This is a genomic window from Pseudomonas sp. TWI628 (assembly GCF_039673865.1).
Lineage (GTDB): Bacteria > Pseudomonadota > Gammaproteobacteria > Pseudomonadales > Pseudomonadaceae > Aquipseudomonas.
Map to the genome: position 1 here is coordinate 117995 of NZ_JBDJMM010000010.1, position 15816 is coordinate 133810.

Consider the following 15816-nt stretch of genomic DNA (forward strand, 5'->3'; position numbering starts at 1 on the left):
TCAAGGACGCGTCACACGCCAAAGGTCTGGTACCAATGCCCAAATCAGCAAATCGCTTTCCGCGCCTGCCGCGCATCCCAGCGGCCGACCCGCAGGAATCGGAACAGGCCTGGCAGAACGCCCCGCAGCTGCTGGCCGCGCTCAATGGCGCACGCCTGGGCGCCTGGCTATGGGATATCGACACTGGCCGGATCAGCTGGTCACGGGGCACCCAGGCGCTGTTCGGCTTCGACCCGCAACGCCCGCTGCCCAATGACATCGATTACCTTGACCTGTTGCCGGAAGAAGACCGTGCCCGTACCCGCCAGCTGTTCCACGCGGTGGTCAATGGCGAGCCGGTGGAGCAAGCCATGCGCCATCGCATTCGTTGGCCGGATGGCACCTTGCACTGGCTGGAAATCAACGGCAGCCTGACCCATGACCGCCATGGCCGGAGGCAGATGATCGGGGTGATCCGCGAAATCACCCGCCAGCGTGAACGGGAAACCGCGCTGATCAACTCGGAAAAGCGCTTCGCCACGCTGTTCCACCTGAGCCCCAACGCCATTCTGCTGAGCCGCCGCCAGGACGGCATGATCATCGAGGTCAACCAGCACTTCGAGGACATGTTCGGCTGGCCCGGCGGCCAGGTGATCGGCAAGACCAGCATCGAGCTGGGCCTGTGGGTCAACCCCGAACAACGCCACCAGGTCATCGAGGCCACCCGCGCCAACCACGGCCCGGCGATCATGGAAGTGCAGTTCCGCGCCAGCACCGGCAAGCTCCACGACGGCATCCTGTGCACCCAGAGCATCGAGATGGAGGGCGTGACCTACCTGATCAGCACCTTCGTCGACACCACCGAGCGCAAACGTGCCGAACAGGCCCTCAAGGACAGCCAGGAACGCCTCGACCTGGCGCTGGACTCGGCGCAACTGGGCACCTGGGACTGGCACATCCCCAGCGGCATGCTCTACGGCTCGGCCCGCGCCGCACAACTGCACGGGCTTGACCCGGTGCCGTTCCATGAATCGTTCGATTCGTTCTTCGAAGGCGTGCCGGAACACGAACGCTCCAGCATGCGCCAGGCCTACCGCAGCCTGCGCGAAGGCCCGGCCGGCAACTACCAGATCACCTACCGCGTGCAGCTGGAAAACGGCACCTCGCGCTACATCGAAAGCCGTGCCCGCCTGTACCGCGACGATCAGGGCAACCCGTTGCGCATGGCTGGCACCTTGCTCGACATCACCGAGCAGGTGGAACGCGAACAGCGCCTGAGCGCCTCGGAAGAAAAATTCGCCAGCCTGTTCCAGGTCAGCCCCGACCCGATCTGCGTGACCCGCCAGGACACCGGCCAGTTCATCGAGATCAACCCGGCCTTCACCCAGACCTTCGGCTGGAGCGCCGAACAGGTGATCGGCCGCACCGCCGAAGAGATTGGCCTGTGGGCCGAATCGATCGAACGCGCCCGACGCATCGAACGGGTGATCCGCGAGCAGGCACTGAGCAACGTGGCGGTAGTGGTCAACCACCGCAATGGCTCGCCGCTGACCTGCGTCATCGCCAGCCGCCTGATCAGCGTCGATGACCAGCCGTGCAGCGTCACCACTCTGCGCGACATCACCCAGCAGCAACGTGCCGAGGCGGCACTCAAGGCCAGCGAAGAGAAGTTCGCCAAGGCCTTCCACTCCAGCCCCGACGCCATCACCATCACCGAACGCCGCAGTGGCCGCTACCTGGAGGTCAACGACGGCTTCTGCCGCCTGACCGGTTACAGCGCCGACGAAGTGATCGGCCGCAGCGTCTACGAAATCGGCATCTGGGCCGACGACAAGCAGCGCAGCGCCTTGCTCAGCGAGCTCAAGGAACGTGGCCGGGTGCACCACCGGGAAATGCTCGGGCGCAACAAGCGCGGCGACATCCTCACCGTGGAGGTGTCGGTGGAGCCGATCAGCCTCAATGAGGCCGACTGCTTGCTGCTGACCGCCCGTGATGTCAGCCAGCTGAAGAACGCCCAGGCGCAGATCCGTCACCTGGCCTACCACGACCCGCTGACCAACCTGCCCAACCGCGCCTTGCTGATGGACCGCCTGAGCCAGCAGATTGCCCTGTTGCGCCGCCACAACCTGCGTGGCGCGCTGCTGTTCCTCGACCTCGACCACTTCAAGCACATCAACGACTCGCTTGGGCACCCGGTGGGCGACACCGTGCTGAAGATCATCACTGCACGCCTGGAGGCCAGTGTGCGCCTGGAAGACACCGTGGCACGTCTGGGCGGCGATGAGTTCGTGGTGCTGCTCAGTGGCCTGGAAGGCAGCCGCGAAGCGGTGGAAGGCAAGGTCCGCGAGCTGGCCGACACCCTGCGCGAACTGCTCGCCGAACCGATGTCGCTGGACGGCCAGCGCCTGCAGGTGACACCCAGCATCGGCGTGGCGCTGATCCCCGACCATGGTGCGACGCCGGCCGACCTGCTCAAGCGCGCCGATATCGCCCTGTACCGGGCCAAGGATTCAGGGCGCAACACCACCCAACTGTTCCATACCACCATGCAGAAGGCCGCCAGCGAACGCCTGCGCATGGAAAGCGACCTGCGCCTGGCGCTGGCCCGCGGCGAACTGGCCTTGCATTTCCAGCCCCAGGTCGATGCCCGCGACAATCGCATCGTCGGTGCCGAAGTGCTGCTGCGCTGGCACCATCCGCAACTGGGCCAGCAACCCCCGGCGCAGTTTATCCAGGTGCTGGAAGAAAGCGGCCTGATACTGGAAGTTGGCAGCTGGATCCTCGACGAAGCCTGTGACGCCTGCGCGCGCATGCTGGAAGACCGCCTGATCAATGCCGATGACTTCAGCCTGTGCGTGAACATCAGCCCGCGGCAGTTCCGCCAGAACGACTTCGTCCAGCGGGTACTGCGCAGCCTGGACGACTACCGCCTGCCGCGAAAAATGCTGAAGCTGGAGATCACCGAGGGCATCGTCATCCAGAACCTGGAAGACACCATCAGCAAGATGCGTGAACTCAAGCGCTATGGCGTGAGCTTTGCCATGGATGACTTCGGCACCGGCTATTCCTCGCTGACTTATCTCAAGCGCCTGCCGGTGGACGCGCTGAAAATCGACCAGACGTTCGTCCGCGACGCCCCGGACGACCCCAATGATGCCGAGATTGTCCGCGCCATCGTGGCCATGGCCCGCAGCCTTGACCTGGCAGTGATTGCCGAGGGGGTGGAGCTGACCGAGCAACTGGCGTTTCTCGAACGCCTGGGCTGCCACCTGTATCAGGGTTACCTGCACAGCCGACCACTACCACTGCCGGAGTTCAGGCAGATGTTGCTGGAAGCACCGGCGGATTACTGAAAACGCAAAAAGGGCACCCGAAGGTGCCCTTTCTGTCTTCTTACCGAACTCAGTTCAGTGCCGGCTTGTCGCCATTGATCGGGATACGCTTGGCCTTGGCCTCTTCAGGCACGATGCGCAGCAGGTCGATGCTGAGCAGGCCGTTGGCCAGGCCCGCCGATTTCACCTCGATGTGGTCAGCCAGGCGGAACGACAGCTTGAAGGCACGCTGGGCAATGCCCTGGTGCAGGTAGGTCACTTCAGCAGCGTCGTTTTCGCGCTTGCCGCCGATCACCGTCAGGACACCCTTTTCGACTTGCAGGTCGAGGTCCTGTTCCTGGAAACCGGCTGCGGCAACCACGATGCGATAGTGGTCATCGCCATGTTTTTCCACGTTGTAGGGTGGGTAGCTGCTACCCGCCTCATTGCGTGCCGCAGACTCGAACAGGTCGTTGAAACGGTCGAAGCCAACGGAATGGCGGAACAGTGGAGCGAGAGAGAAAGCGCTAGTCATGGTCATAAACTCCTGAAATTCAGCAAGTAAGTCATTGCGCGACCCGACTTCGGCATCGCGTACTGAAGAAATATGGCCAGCAAAAAAGCTTTCAAGGGGACAGTAAAAAAAATTTGAATTCAGCGTTTGAGCCGATGGCCCCTTTGCGGCGGTTCGACGCGAAGAGGCCAGTTCAGGCTACACAGGCCTCAAAGGTGGTTGCATCAACCCCAAGCAACCGGCTGATCCGCGCGCAATCGTCCTCGCGCCGCAACTCGGCAAACAGCACCACCGCCTCGGGATAACCACGGGTCAGCATCGCCAGCCACTGCTTCATCCGCCCCGGCGCATAGCGCGGCGACAGCTTGGCCTGGGCCTGGCGCCAGAACTCGCGCAGCAACGGCAGCAGCTCAGCCCAGCTCATCGGCTGGTATTCATGCCCGTCACGCGCTGCGGCGATCTGCAGGGCCAGGTCCGGGCGCGACACCAGCCCTCGCCCCAGCATGATGTCTTGCGCACCGCTGACCTCGCGGCAACGCCGCCAGTCGTCGACGGTCCAGATTTCACCGTTGGCAAACACCGGCACCCGGACCACATCCTGTACCCGCGCCACCCACTCCCAGTGGGCGGGCGGCTTGTAGCCTTCGACCTTGGTCCGCGCATGCACCACCAGGTGCGCCGAGCCGCCCTCGACCAAGGCCGTGGCGCAATCCAGCGCCCCATCCGGGCTGTCGAAGCCCAGGCGCATCTTGGAAGTGACCGGGATATGCGCGGGCACCGCGCGGCGCACTTCACGGACGATGGCATGCAACAGCTCCGGCTCCTTGAGCAGCACCGCGCCGCCACGCGACTTGTTCACGGTCTTGGCCGGGCAGCCGAAGTTCAGGTCGATGACCGGCGCGCCCAACTCGCATGCCAGCGCGGCGTTTTCCGCCAGGCATACAGGGTCCGAACCCAGCAACTGCACGCGCATCGGCACACCAGCGGCGGTGCGCGCGCCCTGGCGCAGCTCTGGGGCGAGCTTGTCGAATGAAGACGCCGGCAGCAGGCGGTCGCACACGCGGATGAACTCGGTGACGCACCAATCGATGCCACCCACTCGGGTCAGGACGTCGCGCAGGATGTTGTCGACCAGCCCCTCCATGGGGGCCAGGGCAATTTGCATGTCTGGGTCTCGGCGAAAAAGGCGGCAGTCTAGCAAAAAATGCCGTTACTTCAGCTGCCGATCAGCGCCGGCCCGTAACCGTCGAGAAACTCGGCCGGCATGCGCTTGGGCTTGCCGCTGGACAGCTCAATGCAGGCGAAGGTGGTCTGCGCACGCAGCAAGGTCACGCCGTCGCGCGGGCGCTTGAGCTGGAAGCGCCGGGTCATGCGCAGGCGCTGGTCCCAGTCGATGATCCAGGTGGCCAGTTGCAGCTCATCGTCCTCGTAGCCCGCGGCCAGGTAGTCGATCTCGTGGCGTACCACCGCCATGGCCCGGTCCAGGCGCCGATATTCGGCCAGGTCCAGGCCCAGGCGCTGGGAGTGGCGCCAGGCGCAGCGCTCCAGCCAGGTGACGTAGACCGCGTTGTTGGCGTGACCGAGGCCGTCGATGTCCTCGCTACCGACGCGCAGGTCGATGATGAATGGCGTTGCCAGGTCCCAGCTCATGCCCGCTCCCAATATCAGTGAACGGGCCGAGTGTAACGGATGTTCAGGCACTCTGCCGCGAAGGTTCACGGGCCAGCAGCTCCAACACCGCATCGCTCAGACGCGGGTCAGCCAGCACACGTTGGTGCCCGCCCTCCTCCAGCAGCATGAGCCGGCTATCGAACCAGGCCTTGTGAATGACCTGCGCTTCACCGGCAGGCACCAGTGCGTCATCCACCGCATGCACCACCAGCCCCGGCAGCTCCAGCTGGTAGCCATTGACGTCGAGACGGGCGATCTGCATGCCGACATCCTGCTCGACCTGGCGAATGAACGCCGCCCTGGCCCGCGCCGGCAAACCCAGGCGATGGGCAAAACCACGCAGCACACCGAGCAGCTGCGCTGGCGCCGCAATGCTCACTGCAGCCTCGGCACGCAGCCCCATCTGCAGGGCCAGCAACACACTGGCACCGCCCATGGAGTGACCAATCACGGCACGCAGCGGCGGCAATTCGGCAGCCGCTTCCAGCAGCGCCCGGGCAAACAGCACCACGTGCGCCTGCTGGCCGGGCGAACGGCCATGGGCCGGCCCTTCCAGCGACACCACGGTGTGCCCGGCCTGCACCAGGGTTTCGATCAATGCCGCAAACTGGGTTGGGCGCCCTTCCCAGCCATGCATCAGCAACACCGTCGGCCCCTTGCCCCAGCGCAAGGCCGACAGGCCGAAGCGCAAGGTGATGCGCTCGGCGCTGGCCAGCAGCGGCAGCTCCCATTGCCGGGGCGGCAGGTTGCGCGGGGTCATGAAGGCACGGCGCATCTTGCTGGCGACGTGCTCAGGGGCCAGTCGACCCAGGGTGCCATTTACGCCACGAATCCAGCTCAGGGTAGTCATCGCCTTGCTCCAGGATCAGGGGTATCAGAGAACTGCCGACTTGGCGGCACGTAGAATGCGGTCGGACAGCTCAACCGGGCCCAAGGCCCGCGCCAGGGCCAAGCCACCGATCATCAGGGCCAGGTCAGCCAAGGCCTTGTCGGCGTCTTCCGGGCGGTCGACCATGGCCGCGGTCATCAGCTCGATATGCTCGGCCAGCACCTCGCGGAACGCTTCTGGCAGGCGTTGCATCTCACCGAGCGAGTTAGGTAGCGGACAGGCATGCACTTCGGCGTCACGGTGCTTGCGCGACAGATAGAAGGCACTCACCAGGGCGCGGCGCCCTTCCCCATCCAGGTTCGGGTCGACCTGGGCGAGCAAGGCACGGCGCTCGTTCAGCAACTGGCGGAAGGCCTCGAGCATGAGCTCGTCCTTGCTCTCGAAGTGCGCGTAGAACCCGCCAACGGTCAGCCCTGCCGCGCCCATCACCTGGCTGACACTCGGCTCGGCCGGGCCATGCTGGATCAACGCGCTGCGCGCAGCTTCCAGAATACGTTCGCGGGTCTTGCTCTTCTTGTCGCTCATTGGCCGGCTCGCCGCTCAAAATATGATGATCGAAATATTATTCTCATCATATTTTTTGGCAAGCAAAATCTGCCGCCATTTGTCGGCGCCGGAATATTTTGGGGAGGAAAAAACAAAAGGCCCATTCAATAAGCGAATGAGCCTTTAAAGTCCCGCAAAACGCGGGTAAAAATGGCGTCCCCTAGGGGACTCGAACCCCTGTTACCGCCGTGAAAGGGCGGTGTCCTAGGCCACTAGACGAAGGGGACGTAACCTTCGCGAAGATTCGATGAATCGAACCCTGGCAGAATTGGTGGAGCTAAGCGGGATCGAACCGCTGACCTCCTGCATGCCATGCAGGCGCTCTCCCAGCTGAGCTATAGCCCCGAAACAAAGGCTCATTCAATATGCGAACGAGCCTTTTAAGCCCCGCAAAACGCGGGTAAAAGTGGCGTCCCCTAGGGGACTCGAACCCCTGTTACCGCCGTGAAAGGGCGGTGTCCTAGGCCACTAGACGAAGGGGACGTAACCTTCGTGCCGATCCGCTTTCGCGAACCGCGGCAAATTGGTGGAGCTAAGCGGGATCGAACCGCTGACCTCCTGCATGCCATGCAGGCGCTCTCCCAGCTGAGCTATAGCCCCGGATTTCTAGCCTCTCGGCCCAGCGACATCCTGAAACATCGCTTGTGCAAAACTGGCGTCCCCTAGGGGACTCGAACCCCTGTTACCGCCGTGAAAGGGCGGTGTCCTAGGCCACTAGACGAAGGGGACGAACCTTCTTACCTTCAAGACCCGGTTGCTGGACCCGGTCTTGCTTGACAGCCTTGGCTATCAAACGGAATTTGGTGGAGCTAAGCGGGATCGAACCGCTGACCTCCTGCATGCCATGCAGGCGCTCTCCCAGCTGAGCTATAGCCCCACAATGTCGCTCTGAACAGAAGCGCTGGCTGGGTGCCTGGCGTTTCGTTTTCGTTCATCGCTGTGGACGGGGCGCATATTAAGATCGGATTGCAGGGCTGTCAAACTAATTTTTGAAAATATTCAAAATTTTTTTCACAGATAACAATCACTTACCGCCCTGCCCCGCTGCCTGGGGGTATTCGCTCCCGCAGGAGCAGGCGAGCCTGCTCCTGCAAGTGCCATGGGCAAGCCTCAGGCGATGGTCGCCAGCAGCTTTTCCCATTCCTTGTTTTCTTTCTTCGACACACCACCGAGCAGGTCCAGGGCCTGGCGCAGACGGTAGCGAGTCAGGTCAGGGCCAAGGATTTCCATGGCATCGAGCACCGACACCGAGCTAGCCTGGCCGGTAATGGCGGCGAACATCAGCGGCATGGCGTCACGCAGCTTCAGTTCCAGCGCTTCGACCACGGCCTGGATGCAGCCGGTGATGCGCTCTTTCTCCCACTGGCGCAGGCTTTCCAGTTTCCACAGGATCAGCTGCATCACCTGGCGCACCTGGTCGGCGGACAGCTTCTTGCTTTCGAACAGCTTGGCATCGAGCTTGAGCGCGCCTTCGAAGAAGAAACCACCCAGCGGGGCGACCTGGCTGAAAGTCTCGACCCGGCCCTGCACATGCGGGGCGATCTTCATCATGTAGTCGCTGTTGAACGCCCACTTCTGTACGCGCGCCGCGAATTCTTCCACCGGCAACTCACGCAGCCACTGGCCGTTGAGCCAGGACAGCTTCTCGATGTCGAAGATCGGGCCACCCAGGGAAATGCGCGACAGGTCGAAGTGCTCGACCATCTCGGCCAGGGAGAACTTCTCGCGCTCGTCCGGCATCGACCAACCCATGCGGCCCAGGTAGTTGAGCATGGCCTCGGGCATGAAGCCCATGCGCTCGTAGAAGGTCACCGACGTCGGGTTCTTGCGCTTGGACAGCTTGGACTTGTCCGGGTTACGCAGCAGCGGCATGTAGCACAGCTTCGGCTGCTCCCAACCGAAGTACTCGTACAGCTTGATCAGCTTCGGCGCCGACGGCAGCCACTCTTCGCCACGCAGGACGTGAGTGATGCCCATCAGGTGGTCATCGACCACGTTGGCCAGGAAGTAGGTCGGCAGGCCGTCGTTCTTCATCAGCACCTGCATGTCCATGCGGTCCCATGGAATTTCGACATCGCCACGGAGCATGTCCGGCACCACGCAGATGCCTTCGCTCGGCACCTTCATGCGGATCACGTGCGGCTCGCCAGCGGCCAGGCGGCGCTGCACTTCTTCGGCGCTCAACAGCAGGGCACGGCCGTCGTAGCGCGGGGTTTCACCACGGGCCATCTGCTCGGCGCGCATCTGCTCCAGCTCTTCGGCGGTGCAGAAGCAGTAGAAGGCATGGCCGGCATCGACCAGCTCCTTGGCGTACTTGGCGTAAATCTCGCCACGCTCGCTCTGCCGGTACGGGCCGTGCGGGCCGCCGACATCCGGGCCTTCGTTCCATTCGATGCCGAGCCAGCGCAAGGCGTCGAAGATCTGCTGTTCCGACTCGCGCGTGGAGCGCAACTGGTCGGTGTCTTCGATACGCAGGATGAACTCACCGCCGTGCTGCTTGGCAAAGCAGTAGTTGAACAGGGCGATGTAGGCGGTGCCGACATGGGGGTCGCCAGTGGGCGATGGCGCGATACGCGTGCGAACGGTGGTCATGAGAGTCTCGAACGAAAGATGAAACAAAGGCGGGATGTTAGCAGGGAGCAGGCACCGGGCTCCAGCAATGGCGCGAACGACACTTGTCGGCTGGCCATCTGCCGCTGTTAAATTTAATTACATTTCTGGAACGATAGTCCTCATGCCTGCCCAACTCAAACGCCGCCTGGCGATCTTCTTCACCCTGGTGGCCCTCATCGCCCTCGCCTTCCTGGCCGAGTGGTATTTCAAAGGCCGTTTCTACGAGAGCACCGACAACGCCTACGTGCAGGGCGAAATCACCCGTATCTCCAGCCAGCTCGGCGCACGCATCGACGAGGTCCGGGTCGACGACAACCAGCACGTCAACAAAGGCGACCTGCTGGTGCGCCTGGAGGCCGCCGACTTCGAGCTGGCCATTGAGCGCGCCCGCGCCGCCCTGGCCACCCGCGAAGCCGAATATGCCCAGGCGCAAAGCCGGCTGACCCAACAAGGCAGCCTGATCGCCGCCGGTCAGGCACAGGTGGCCGCCAACCAGGCCACCTTCGACCGCTCGCGCCTGGACCTGAACCGCGCCGAAAAACTGCGCAAGCCCGGCTTCATCTCTGAAGAAAGGGTGACCACCCTGTCGGCAGACAGCCACGTGGCCGGCTCCCAGGTCGACAAGGCCCGCGCCGACCTGCAAAGCCAACGCCAGCAGATCAACGCCTTGACCGCTGACCTCAAGCGCCTCGACGCGCAGATTGCCAATGCCCGCGCCGACCTGGCCCAGGCCGAACTGAACCTGAGCCGCTGCGAGATCCGCGCGCCGCTCAGCGGCACCATCGGCCAGCGCAATGCCCGCAATGGCCAAGTGGTACAGGCCGGCGCCTACCTGTTGTCGATCGTGCCCGATGAACACATCTGGGTGCAGGCCAACTTCAAGGAAACCCAGATCGGCAAGATGCAGCCCGGCCAGCGCGCCGAACTGCTGTTCGACAGCTACCCCGACACCCCGATCGAAGGCCGCGTCGACAGCCTGTTCGCTGCGTCCGGCGCGCAGTTCAGCCTGTTGCCGCCAGACAACGCCACCGGCAACTTCACCAAGGTGGTGCAGCGCATTCCGGTGAAGCTGACGTTCGCCGCCGACAACCCGCTGCATGGGCGTATTCGCCCCGGCATGTCGGTCACCGCCACCGTCGACCTGCGCCGCGAAGACGAAGGCCACGATGGCCGGTGATCAACTGCTCCGCCCGACTGCGGAGCCGACCCGGCGCGACTGGATCGCGGTCATGAGCGTGATGCTGGGTGCCTTCATGGCGGTGCTGGACATCCAGATCACCAACTCCTCGCTCAAGGATATCCAGGGCGCGCTGTCAGCGACCCTGGAGGAAGGCTCGTGGATTTCCACCTCGTACCTGGTGGCGGAGATCATCATGATTCCGCTGACCGCTTGGCTGGTGCAGTTGCTGTCGGCGCGGCGCCTGGCGGTGTGGGTGTCTGCCGGCTTCCTGCTGTCCTCGCTGCTGTGCTCGATGGCCTGGAACCTCGAGAGCATGATCCTGTTCCGGGCCCTGCAGGGCTTCACTGGCGGCGCGCTGATCCCGCTGGCGTTCACCCTGACCCTGATCAAGTTGCCCGAGCACCACCGTGCCAAAGGCATGGCCATGTTCGCCATGACCGCCACCTTCGCCCCGTCGATCGGGCCGACCCTTGGCGGCTGGCTGACCGAGAACTGGGGCTGGGAGTACATCTTCTACATCAACATCCCGCCCGGGCTGGTGATGATCGCCGGCCTGCTCTACGGGCTGGAGAAGAAGGAAGCGCACTGGGAACTGCTGAAAAGCACCGATTATGCCGGCATCGTCACCCTCGGCGTGGGGCTGGGCTGCCTGCAGGTTTTCCTTGAAGAGGGCCACCGCAAGGACTGGCTGGAGTCCAACCTGATCGTCAGCCTGGCAGCTGTTGCCCTGATCAGCTTGATCACCTTCGTCATCCTGCAGCTTTCCAAGCCACACCCCTTGATCAACCTGCGCATCCTCGGCAACCGCAACTTCGGCCTGTCGAGCATTGCCAGCCTGGGCATGGGCGTGGGGCTTTATGGGTCGATCTACCTGCTGCCGCTGTACCTGGCACAGATCCAGGGCTACAACGCCCTGCAGATCGGCGAAGTGATCATGTGGATGGGCATCCCGCAGCTGTTTCTGATTCCGCTGGTGCCGCAGCTGATGAAGGTGGTGTCGCCCAAGTTGCTGTGCGCCCTCGGCTTCTGCCTGTTCGGTGTCGCCAGCTTTGGTTCGGGGGTGCTGAACCCGGACTTTGCCGGGCCGCAGTTCAACCACATCCAGATCATCCGCGCCCTCGGCCAGCCAATGATCATGGTGACCATTTCGCTGATCGCCACAGCGTACATCCAGCCTCAGGATGCCGGGTCGGCTTCAAGCCTGTTCAACATCCTGCGCAACCTCGGCGGTGCGATCGGCATTGCCTTGCTGGCGACCTTGCTGGATGCGCGGACCAAGGTGTACTTCGATTACCTGAGGGAGTCGGTGGTGCCGAGCAACCCGCAGGTGGCCGAACGGCTGGCACAGTTGGCGGAACGGCTGGGCAACGACAATGCGGCGCTGGGCAAACTGAGCGAGATTGCCCACCAGCAGGCGCTGATCATGGCCTACAACGATGCCTTCCACTTTGTCGGGATCGGGCTGGCGGTAAGCATGGTTGCGGTGTTGTTGACCCGCAAGCTGCCGGAAGGGTTGAAGGCTGGGGAAGCTCATTAGTCTGTACCGGCCTCTTCGCGGCGGTGCGGCAAAGAGGCCGGTACAGCCAACGGGTAATCAGCTGGTGATCAGGCGCTCGCGCAGCTGGGTAATCTCGTCACGCAGTTGCGCGGCGGCTTCGAATTCCAGGTCGCGGGCAAACTGCATCATCTTCTCTTCCAGCTGCTTGATGCGCTTGGTGATCTCGCCCGGCGTGCGCAGCTCGGCCTCGTAACGGGCGCTCTCCTCGGCTGCCTTGGCCATGCCCTTGCGCTTCTTGCTGCGCGCGCCGGGCACGGTGGCGCCTTCCATGATATCGGTGATGTCCTTGACCACGCCCTTGGGCACGATGCCATTGGCCTGGTTGAAAGCGATCTGCTTCTCGCGGCGCCGCTCCGTCTCGTCGATGGCACGCTGCATGGAGCCGGTGATGTTGTCGGCATACAGGATCGCCCGGCCATTGAGGTTCCGCGCGGCGCGGCCGATGGTCTGGATCAGCGAGCGCTCGGAACGCAGGAAGCCCTCTTTGTCGGCATCGAGAATCGCCACCAGCGATACCTCGGGCATGTCCAGGCCTTCGCGCAGCAGGTTGATGCCCACCAGCACATCAAAGGTGCCCAGGCGCAGGTCGCGGATGATCTCCACGCGCTCCACGGTGTCGATGTCCGAATGCAGGTAACGGACTCGCACATCGTGGTCGGCCAGGTAGTCACTGAGGTCCTCGGCCATGCGCTTGGTCAGCGTGGTGGCGAGCACCCGTTCGCCTGCCGCGACACGTTTGCGAATCTCCGACAACAAGTCATCCACCTGAGTCAACGCCGGGCGAATCTCGACCTGAGGGTCGACCAGGCCGGTCGGGCGTACCACCTGCTCCACCACCCGGCCAGCATGCTCGGCTTCGTAGGGGCCTGGGGTGGCGGAGACGAAAATGGTCTGCGGGCTGACATCCTCCCACTCGTCGAAGCGCATCGGCCGGTTGTCCAGCGCCGACGGCAGGCGGAAGCCGTATTCGACCAGGGTTTCCTTGCGCGAGCGGTCGCCCTTGTACATGGCGCCGACCTGCGGAACGCTGACGTGGGACTCGTCGATCACCAGCAGGGCATCAGGCGGCAGGTAGTCGTAGAGTGTGGGCGGCGGCGCACCGGCCGGGCGCCCGGACAGGTAGCGCGAGTAGTTCTCGATGCCGTTGCAGTAACCCAGCTCGAGGATCATCTCCAGGTCGAAACGGGTGCGCTGCTCCAGGCGCTGGGCTTCGACCAGCTTGTTGGCCTTGTGCAGGTACTCGAGCCGGTCCTTCAGTTCTACCTTGATGCCCTCCACCGCCTCCAGCAGGGTTTCCCGCGGGGTCACGTAGTGGCTCTTGGGGTAGAAGGTAAAGCGTGGCAGCTTGCGGAAGACCTCGCCGGTCAGCGGGTCGAAGGCGGCGATATTCTCGACCTCGTCGTCGAACAGCTCGATGCGGATGGCCTCAAGGTCGGATTCGGCCGGGAAGATGTCGATCACGTCCCCACGCACACGGAACGTGGCACGGGCGAAATCCATCTCGTTGCGGGTGTATTGCAGGTCGGCCAGCCGGCGCAACAAGGCGCGCTGGTCGAGTTTGTCGCCGCGGTCTACGTGCAGGACCATCTTCAGGTAGGTCTCGGGGCTGCCCAGGCCGTAGATGCACGACACCGTGGTGACGATGATCGCATCGCGCCGTTCCAGCAGCGCCTTGGTCGCCGACAGGCGCATCTGTTCGATGTGGTCGTTGATCGAGGCATCCTTCTCGATGAAGGTGTCCGACGACGGCACGTAGGCCTCTGGCTGGTAGTAGTCGTAGTAGGAGACGAAGTACTCGACTGCGTTGTTCGGGAAGAATGCCTTGAACTCGCCATACAGTTGCGCCGCCAGGGTCTTGTTCGGCGCCAGCACCAGGGTTGGCCGCTGCACCTGCTGGATGACGTTGGCGATGCTGAAGGTCTTGCCCGAACCGGTCACCCCGAGCAGGGTCTGGTGCGACAGGCCCGCGTCGATACCCTCGACCATCTGGCGGATGGCCTCGGGCTGGTCGCCGGCCGGCTGGAAACGGGTGACGAGCTGGAACTCGGACATGACGGACCTCGCGGTAACGCAGCAACTGTAAATTTAGCCAGTAGTCTATACCCAAATGCGCCCGCCGGGGGCCGGAATCAAGGCCAGGCTGTGAGCGCGCATTACGGTGGACCGGGCATTTCGACCAATGGTCAAAAAATATTTGCGCAAATCGCCGGAAAACCTGTGCCAAGCTGTCGCAGTGACCGGTCGGTATCACTATACTGACTCCCCGTTTGTGCACCGCTTCAGTGCATTCGGCTGGAGCGTGTACGCCCTATCACTCTCCAATCAGAGCCGAAGTAACAATGAGCCTGTTTTCCGCTGTCGAGCTGGCACCCCGCGACCCTATCCTGGGCCTCAACGAAGCATTCAACGCCGACCCACGTACCGACAAGGTCAACCTGGGCGTAGGCGTCTACTGCAATGAGGAAGGCCGCATTCCGCTGCTGCGCGCCGTGATCGAAGCCGAGACCCAGCGTGCTGCCCAGCACGCCTCGCGCGGCTACCTGCCGATCGATGGTATCGCCACCTACGACCAGGCCGTGCAGAAACTGCTGTTCGGGGCCGAATCGCCACTGCTGGCCGCTGGCCGCGTGGTCACCGTGCAGGCCGTGGGCGGCACTGGCGCTCTGAAAATCGGCGCCGACTTCCTCAAGCGCATTTCGCCGAATGCCGTGGTGGCCATCAGCGACCCGAGCTGGGAAAACCATCGTGCGCTGTTCGAAAGCGCGGGTTTCCCGGTACAGAACTACCGTTACTACGACGCCCCGAGCAACGACGTCAACCGCGCCGGCATGCTCGAGGACCTCAACGCCCTGCCGTCCGGCTCGATCGTCGTGCTGCACGCCTGCTGCCACAACCCGACCGGCGTCGACCTGACCCTGGACGACTGGAAAAACGTTCTGGAAGTGGTCAAGGCCAAGGGCCACGTGCCATTCCTCGACATGGCCTACCAGGGCTTCGGTGACGGCATCGCCGAAGACGCCTTCGCCGTGCGCCTGTTCGCCGAGTCGGGCCTGGAGTTCTTCGTCTCCAGCTCGTTCTCCAAGTCGTTCTCGCTGTACGGCGAGCGCGTTGGCGCACTGTCGATCGTCACCGCCTCGAAAGACGAAAGCACCCGCGTGCTGTCGCAGGTCAAGCGCGTGATCCGCACCACCTACTCCAACCCGCCGACCCACGGCGCAACCATCGTCGCCACCGTGCTGAACAGTGCCGAACTGCGCCAGATGTGGGAAGCCGAGCTGGGCGAGATGCGCGAGCGCATCCATGGCATGCGCAAGCAGATGGTATCGCTGCTGGCCGAATACGGCGCCAACCGCGATTTCAGCTTCGTCGGCCGCCAGGTGGGCATGTTCTCCTACTCGGGCCTGACCGTTGAGCAGGTTGCTCGCCTGAAGAACGACTTTGGCATCTACGCCCTGGACACCGGTCGTATCGCTGTCGCCGCGCTGAACCAGAGCAACATTCACGTGGTTACCAAAGCCATCGTTGAAGTGCTGTAACTGATTGATTTGCCAGGAG

At 63.3% G+C, this 15816-nt stretch carries 11 protein-coding genes and 6 tRNA genes; 4 read left to right on the top strand and 13 right to left on the bottom strand.

Annotated elements, in window-relative coordinates:
* The first annotated feature begins 35 nt into the window (after window positions 1–35).
* Window positions 36–3332 carry a PAS domain S-box protein gene (locus ABE528_RS09985; protein WP_152958733.1) on the top strand — a complete coding sequence of 1099 codons (3297 nt, stop codon included), beginning with the start codon at window positions 36–38 and terminating at the stop codon, window positions 3330–3332.
* 49 nt (window positions 3333–3381) lie between these two features.
* Here ABE528_RS09985 and ABE528_RS09990 read toward each other — a convergent pair whose 3' ends face one another.
* The 12 genes from ABE528_RS09990 to gltX all read right to left on the bottom strand — a co-directional run bounded on the left by ABE528_RS09990 (window position 3382) and on the right by gltX (window position 9502).
* Window positions 3382–3825 carry an Hsp20 family protein gene (locus ABE528_RS09990; RefSeq protein ID WP_152958732.1) on the bottom strand — a complete coding sequence of 148 codons (444 nt, stop codon included), beginning with the start codon at window positions 3823–3825 and terminating at the stop codon, window positions 3382–3384.
* A gap of 172 nt (window positions 3826–3997) precedes the next feature.
* The gene (locus ABE528_RS09995) at window positions 3998–4969 is read right to left on the bottom strand and encodes a tRNA-dihydrouridine synthase (RefSeq protein ID WP_346652826.1); all 972 of its coding nucleotides are present in this window, start codon (window positions 4967–4969) and stop codon (window positions 3998–4000) included.
* A 50-nt stretch (window positions 4970–5019) separates the two neighbouring features.
* Window positions 5020–5454: a thioesterase family protein gene (locus tag ABE528_RS10000; RefSeq protein WP_085675562.1), complete on the bottom strand. Its 435-nt coding sequence runs from the start codon at window positions 5452–5454 to the stop codon at window positions 5020–5022.
* 43 nt (window positions 5455–5497) lie between these two features.
* Window positions 5498–6325: an alpha/beta fold hydrolase gene (locus ABE528_RS10005; RefSeq protein WP_152958729.1), complete on the bottom strand. Its 828-nt coding sequence runs from the start codon at window positions 6323–6325 to the stop codon at window positions 5498–5500.
* Between the two features lie 24 nt (window positions 6326–6349).
* Window positions 6350–6889, bottom strand: a complete 540-nt coding sequence (locus ABE528_RS10010) for a TetR/AcrR family transcriptional regulator (protein WP_152958728.1) — start codon at window positions 6887–6889, stop codon at window positions 6350–6352.
* Window positions 6890–7061: 172 nt separating this feature from the next.
* Window positions 7062–7137: transfer RNA gene (locus ABE528_RS10015), tRNA-Glu, on the bottom strand.
* A gap of 42 nt (window positions 7138–7179) precedes the next feature.
* Window positions 7180–7255: transfer RNA gene (locus ABE528_RS10020), tRNA-Ala, on the bottom strand.
* 62 nt (window positions 7256–7317) lie between these two features.
* Window positions 7318–7393, bottom strand: a tRNA-Glu gene (locus ABE528_RS10025).
* A 41-nt stretch (window positions 7394–7434) separates the two neighbouring features.
* Window positions 7435–7510 (bottom strand) — tRNA-Ala (locus tag ABE528_RS10030).
* A gap of 53 nt (window positions 7511–7563) precedes the next feature.
* A tRNA-Glu gene (locus ABE528_RS10035) sits at window positions 7564–7639 on the bottom strand.
* A 72-nt stretch (window positions 7640–7711) separates the two neighbouring features.
* Window positions 7712–7787: transfer RNA gene (locus ABE528_RS10040), tRNA-Ala, on the bottom strand.
* 233 nt (window positions 7788–8020) lie between these two features.
* On the bottom strand, window positions 8021–9502 hold the full coding sequence (gene gltX, locus ABE528_RS10045; RefSeq protein ID WP_152959157.1) for a glutamate--tRNA ligase: 1482 nt from the start codon (window positions 9500–9502) through the stop codon (window positions 8021–8023).
* Window positions 9503–9644: 142 nt separating this feature from the next.
* Here gltX and ABE528_RS10050 point away from each other — a divergent pair, with 142 nt between their 5' ends.
* Window positions 9645–10700 carry an HlyD family secretion protein gene (locus tag ABE528_RS10050; protein WP_346652827.1) on the top strand — a complete coding sequence of 352 codons (1056 nt, stop codon included), beginning with the start codon at window positions 9645–9647 and terminating at the stop codon, window positions 10698–10700.
* Window positions 10690–12240, top strand: coding sequence for an MDR family MFS transporter (locus tag ABE528_RS10055; protein ID WP_152959155.1), 1551 nt, complete (start codon window positions 10690–10692; stop codon window positions 12238–12240). The genes ABE528_RS10050 and ABE528_RS10055 overlap by 11 nt, the downstream gene beginning before the upstream one ends.
* Window positions 12241–12297: 57 nt before the next feature.
* Here the strand turns inward: ABE528_RS10055 and uvrB are convergent, their stop codons facing one another.
* On the bottom strand, window positions 12298–14313 hold the full coding sequence (gene uvrB, locus ABE528_RS10060) for an excinuclease ABC subunit UvrB (protein WP_152959154.1): 2016 nt from the start codon (window positions 14311–14313) through the stop codon (window positions 12298–12300).
* Between the two features lie 287 nt (window positions 14314–14600).
* Here uvrB and ABE528_RS10065 point away from each other — a divergent pair, with 287 nt between their 5' ends.
* Complete coding sequence (locus ABE528_RS10065) at window positions 14601–15797, top strand: amino acid aminotransferase (RefSeq protein WP_152959153.1); 1197 nt, start codon at window positions 14601–14603, stop codon at window positions 15795–15797.
* Window positions 15798–15816: the final 19 nt, after the last annotated feature.

Coding starts and splice junctions, on each gene's coding strand:
- uvrB (WP_152959154.1), bottom strand. CDS start 14,313: ATGTCCGAGTTCCAGCTCGTCACCCGTTTCCAGCCGGCCGGCGACCAG.
- ABE528_RS10005 (WP_152958729.1), bottom strand. CDS start 6,325: ATGACTACCCTGAGCTGGATTCGTGGCGTAAATGGCACCCTGGGTCGA.
- ABE528_RS09995 (WP_346652826.1), bottom strand. CDS start 4,969: ATGCAAATTGCCCTGGCCCCCATGGAGGGGCTGGTCGACAACATCCTG.
- ABE528_RS10000 (WP_085675562.1), bottom strand. CDS start 5,454: ATGAGCTGGGACCTGGCAACGCCATTCATCATCGACCTGCGCGTCGGT.
- ABE528_RS09990 (WP_152958732.1), bottom strand. CDS start 3,825: ATGACTAGCGCTTTCTCTCTCGCTCCACTGTTCCGCCATTCCGTTGGC.
- ABE528_RS10055 (WP_152959155.1), top strand. CDS start 10,690: ATGGCCGGTGATCAACTGCTCCGCCCGACTGCGGAGCCGACCCGGCGC.
- ABE528_RS10010 (WP_152958728.1), bottom strand. CDS start 6,889: ATGAGCGACAAGAAGAGCAAGACCCGCGAACGTATTCTGGAAGCTGCG.
- ABE528_RS10050 (WP_346652827.1), top strand. CDS start 9,645: ATGCCTGCCCAACTCAAACGCCGCCTGGCGATCTTCTTCACCCTGGTG.
- gltX (WP_152959157.1), bottom strand. CDS start 9,502: ATGACCACCGTTCGCACGCGTATCGCGCCATCGCCCACTGGCGACCCC.
- ABE528_RS10065 (WP_152959153.1), top strand. CDS start 14,601: ATGAGCCTGTTTTCCGCTGTCGAGCTGGCACCCCGCGACCCTATCCTG.
- ABE528_RS09985 (WP_152958733.1), top strand. CDS start 36: ATGCCCAAATCAGCAAATCGCTTTCCGCGCCTGCCGCGCATCCCAGCG.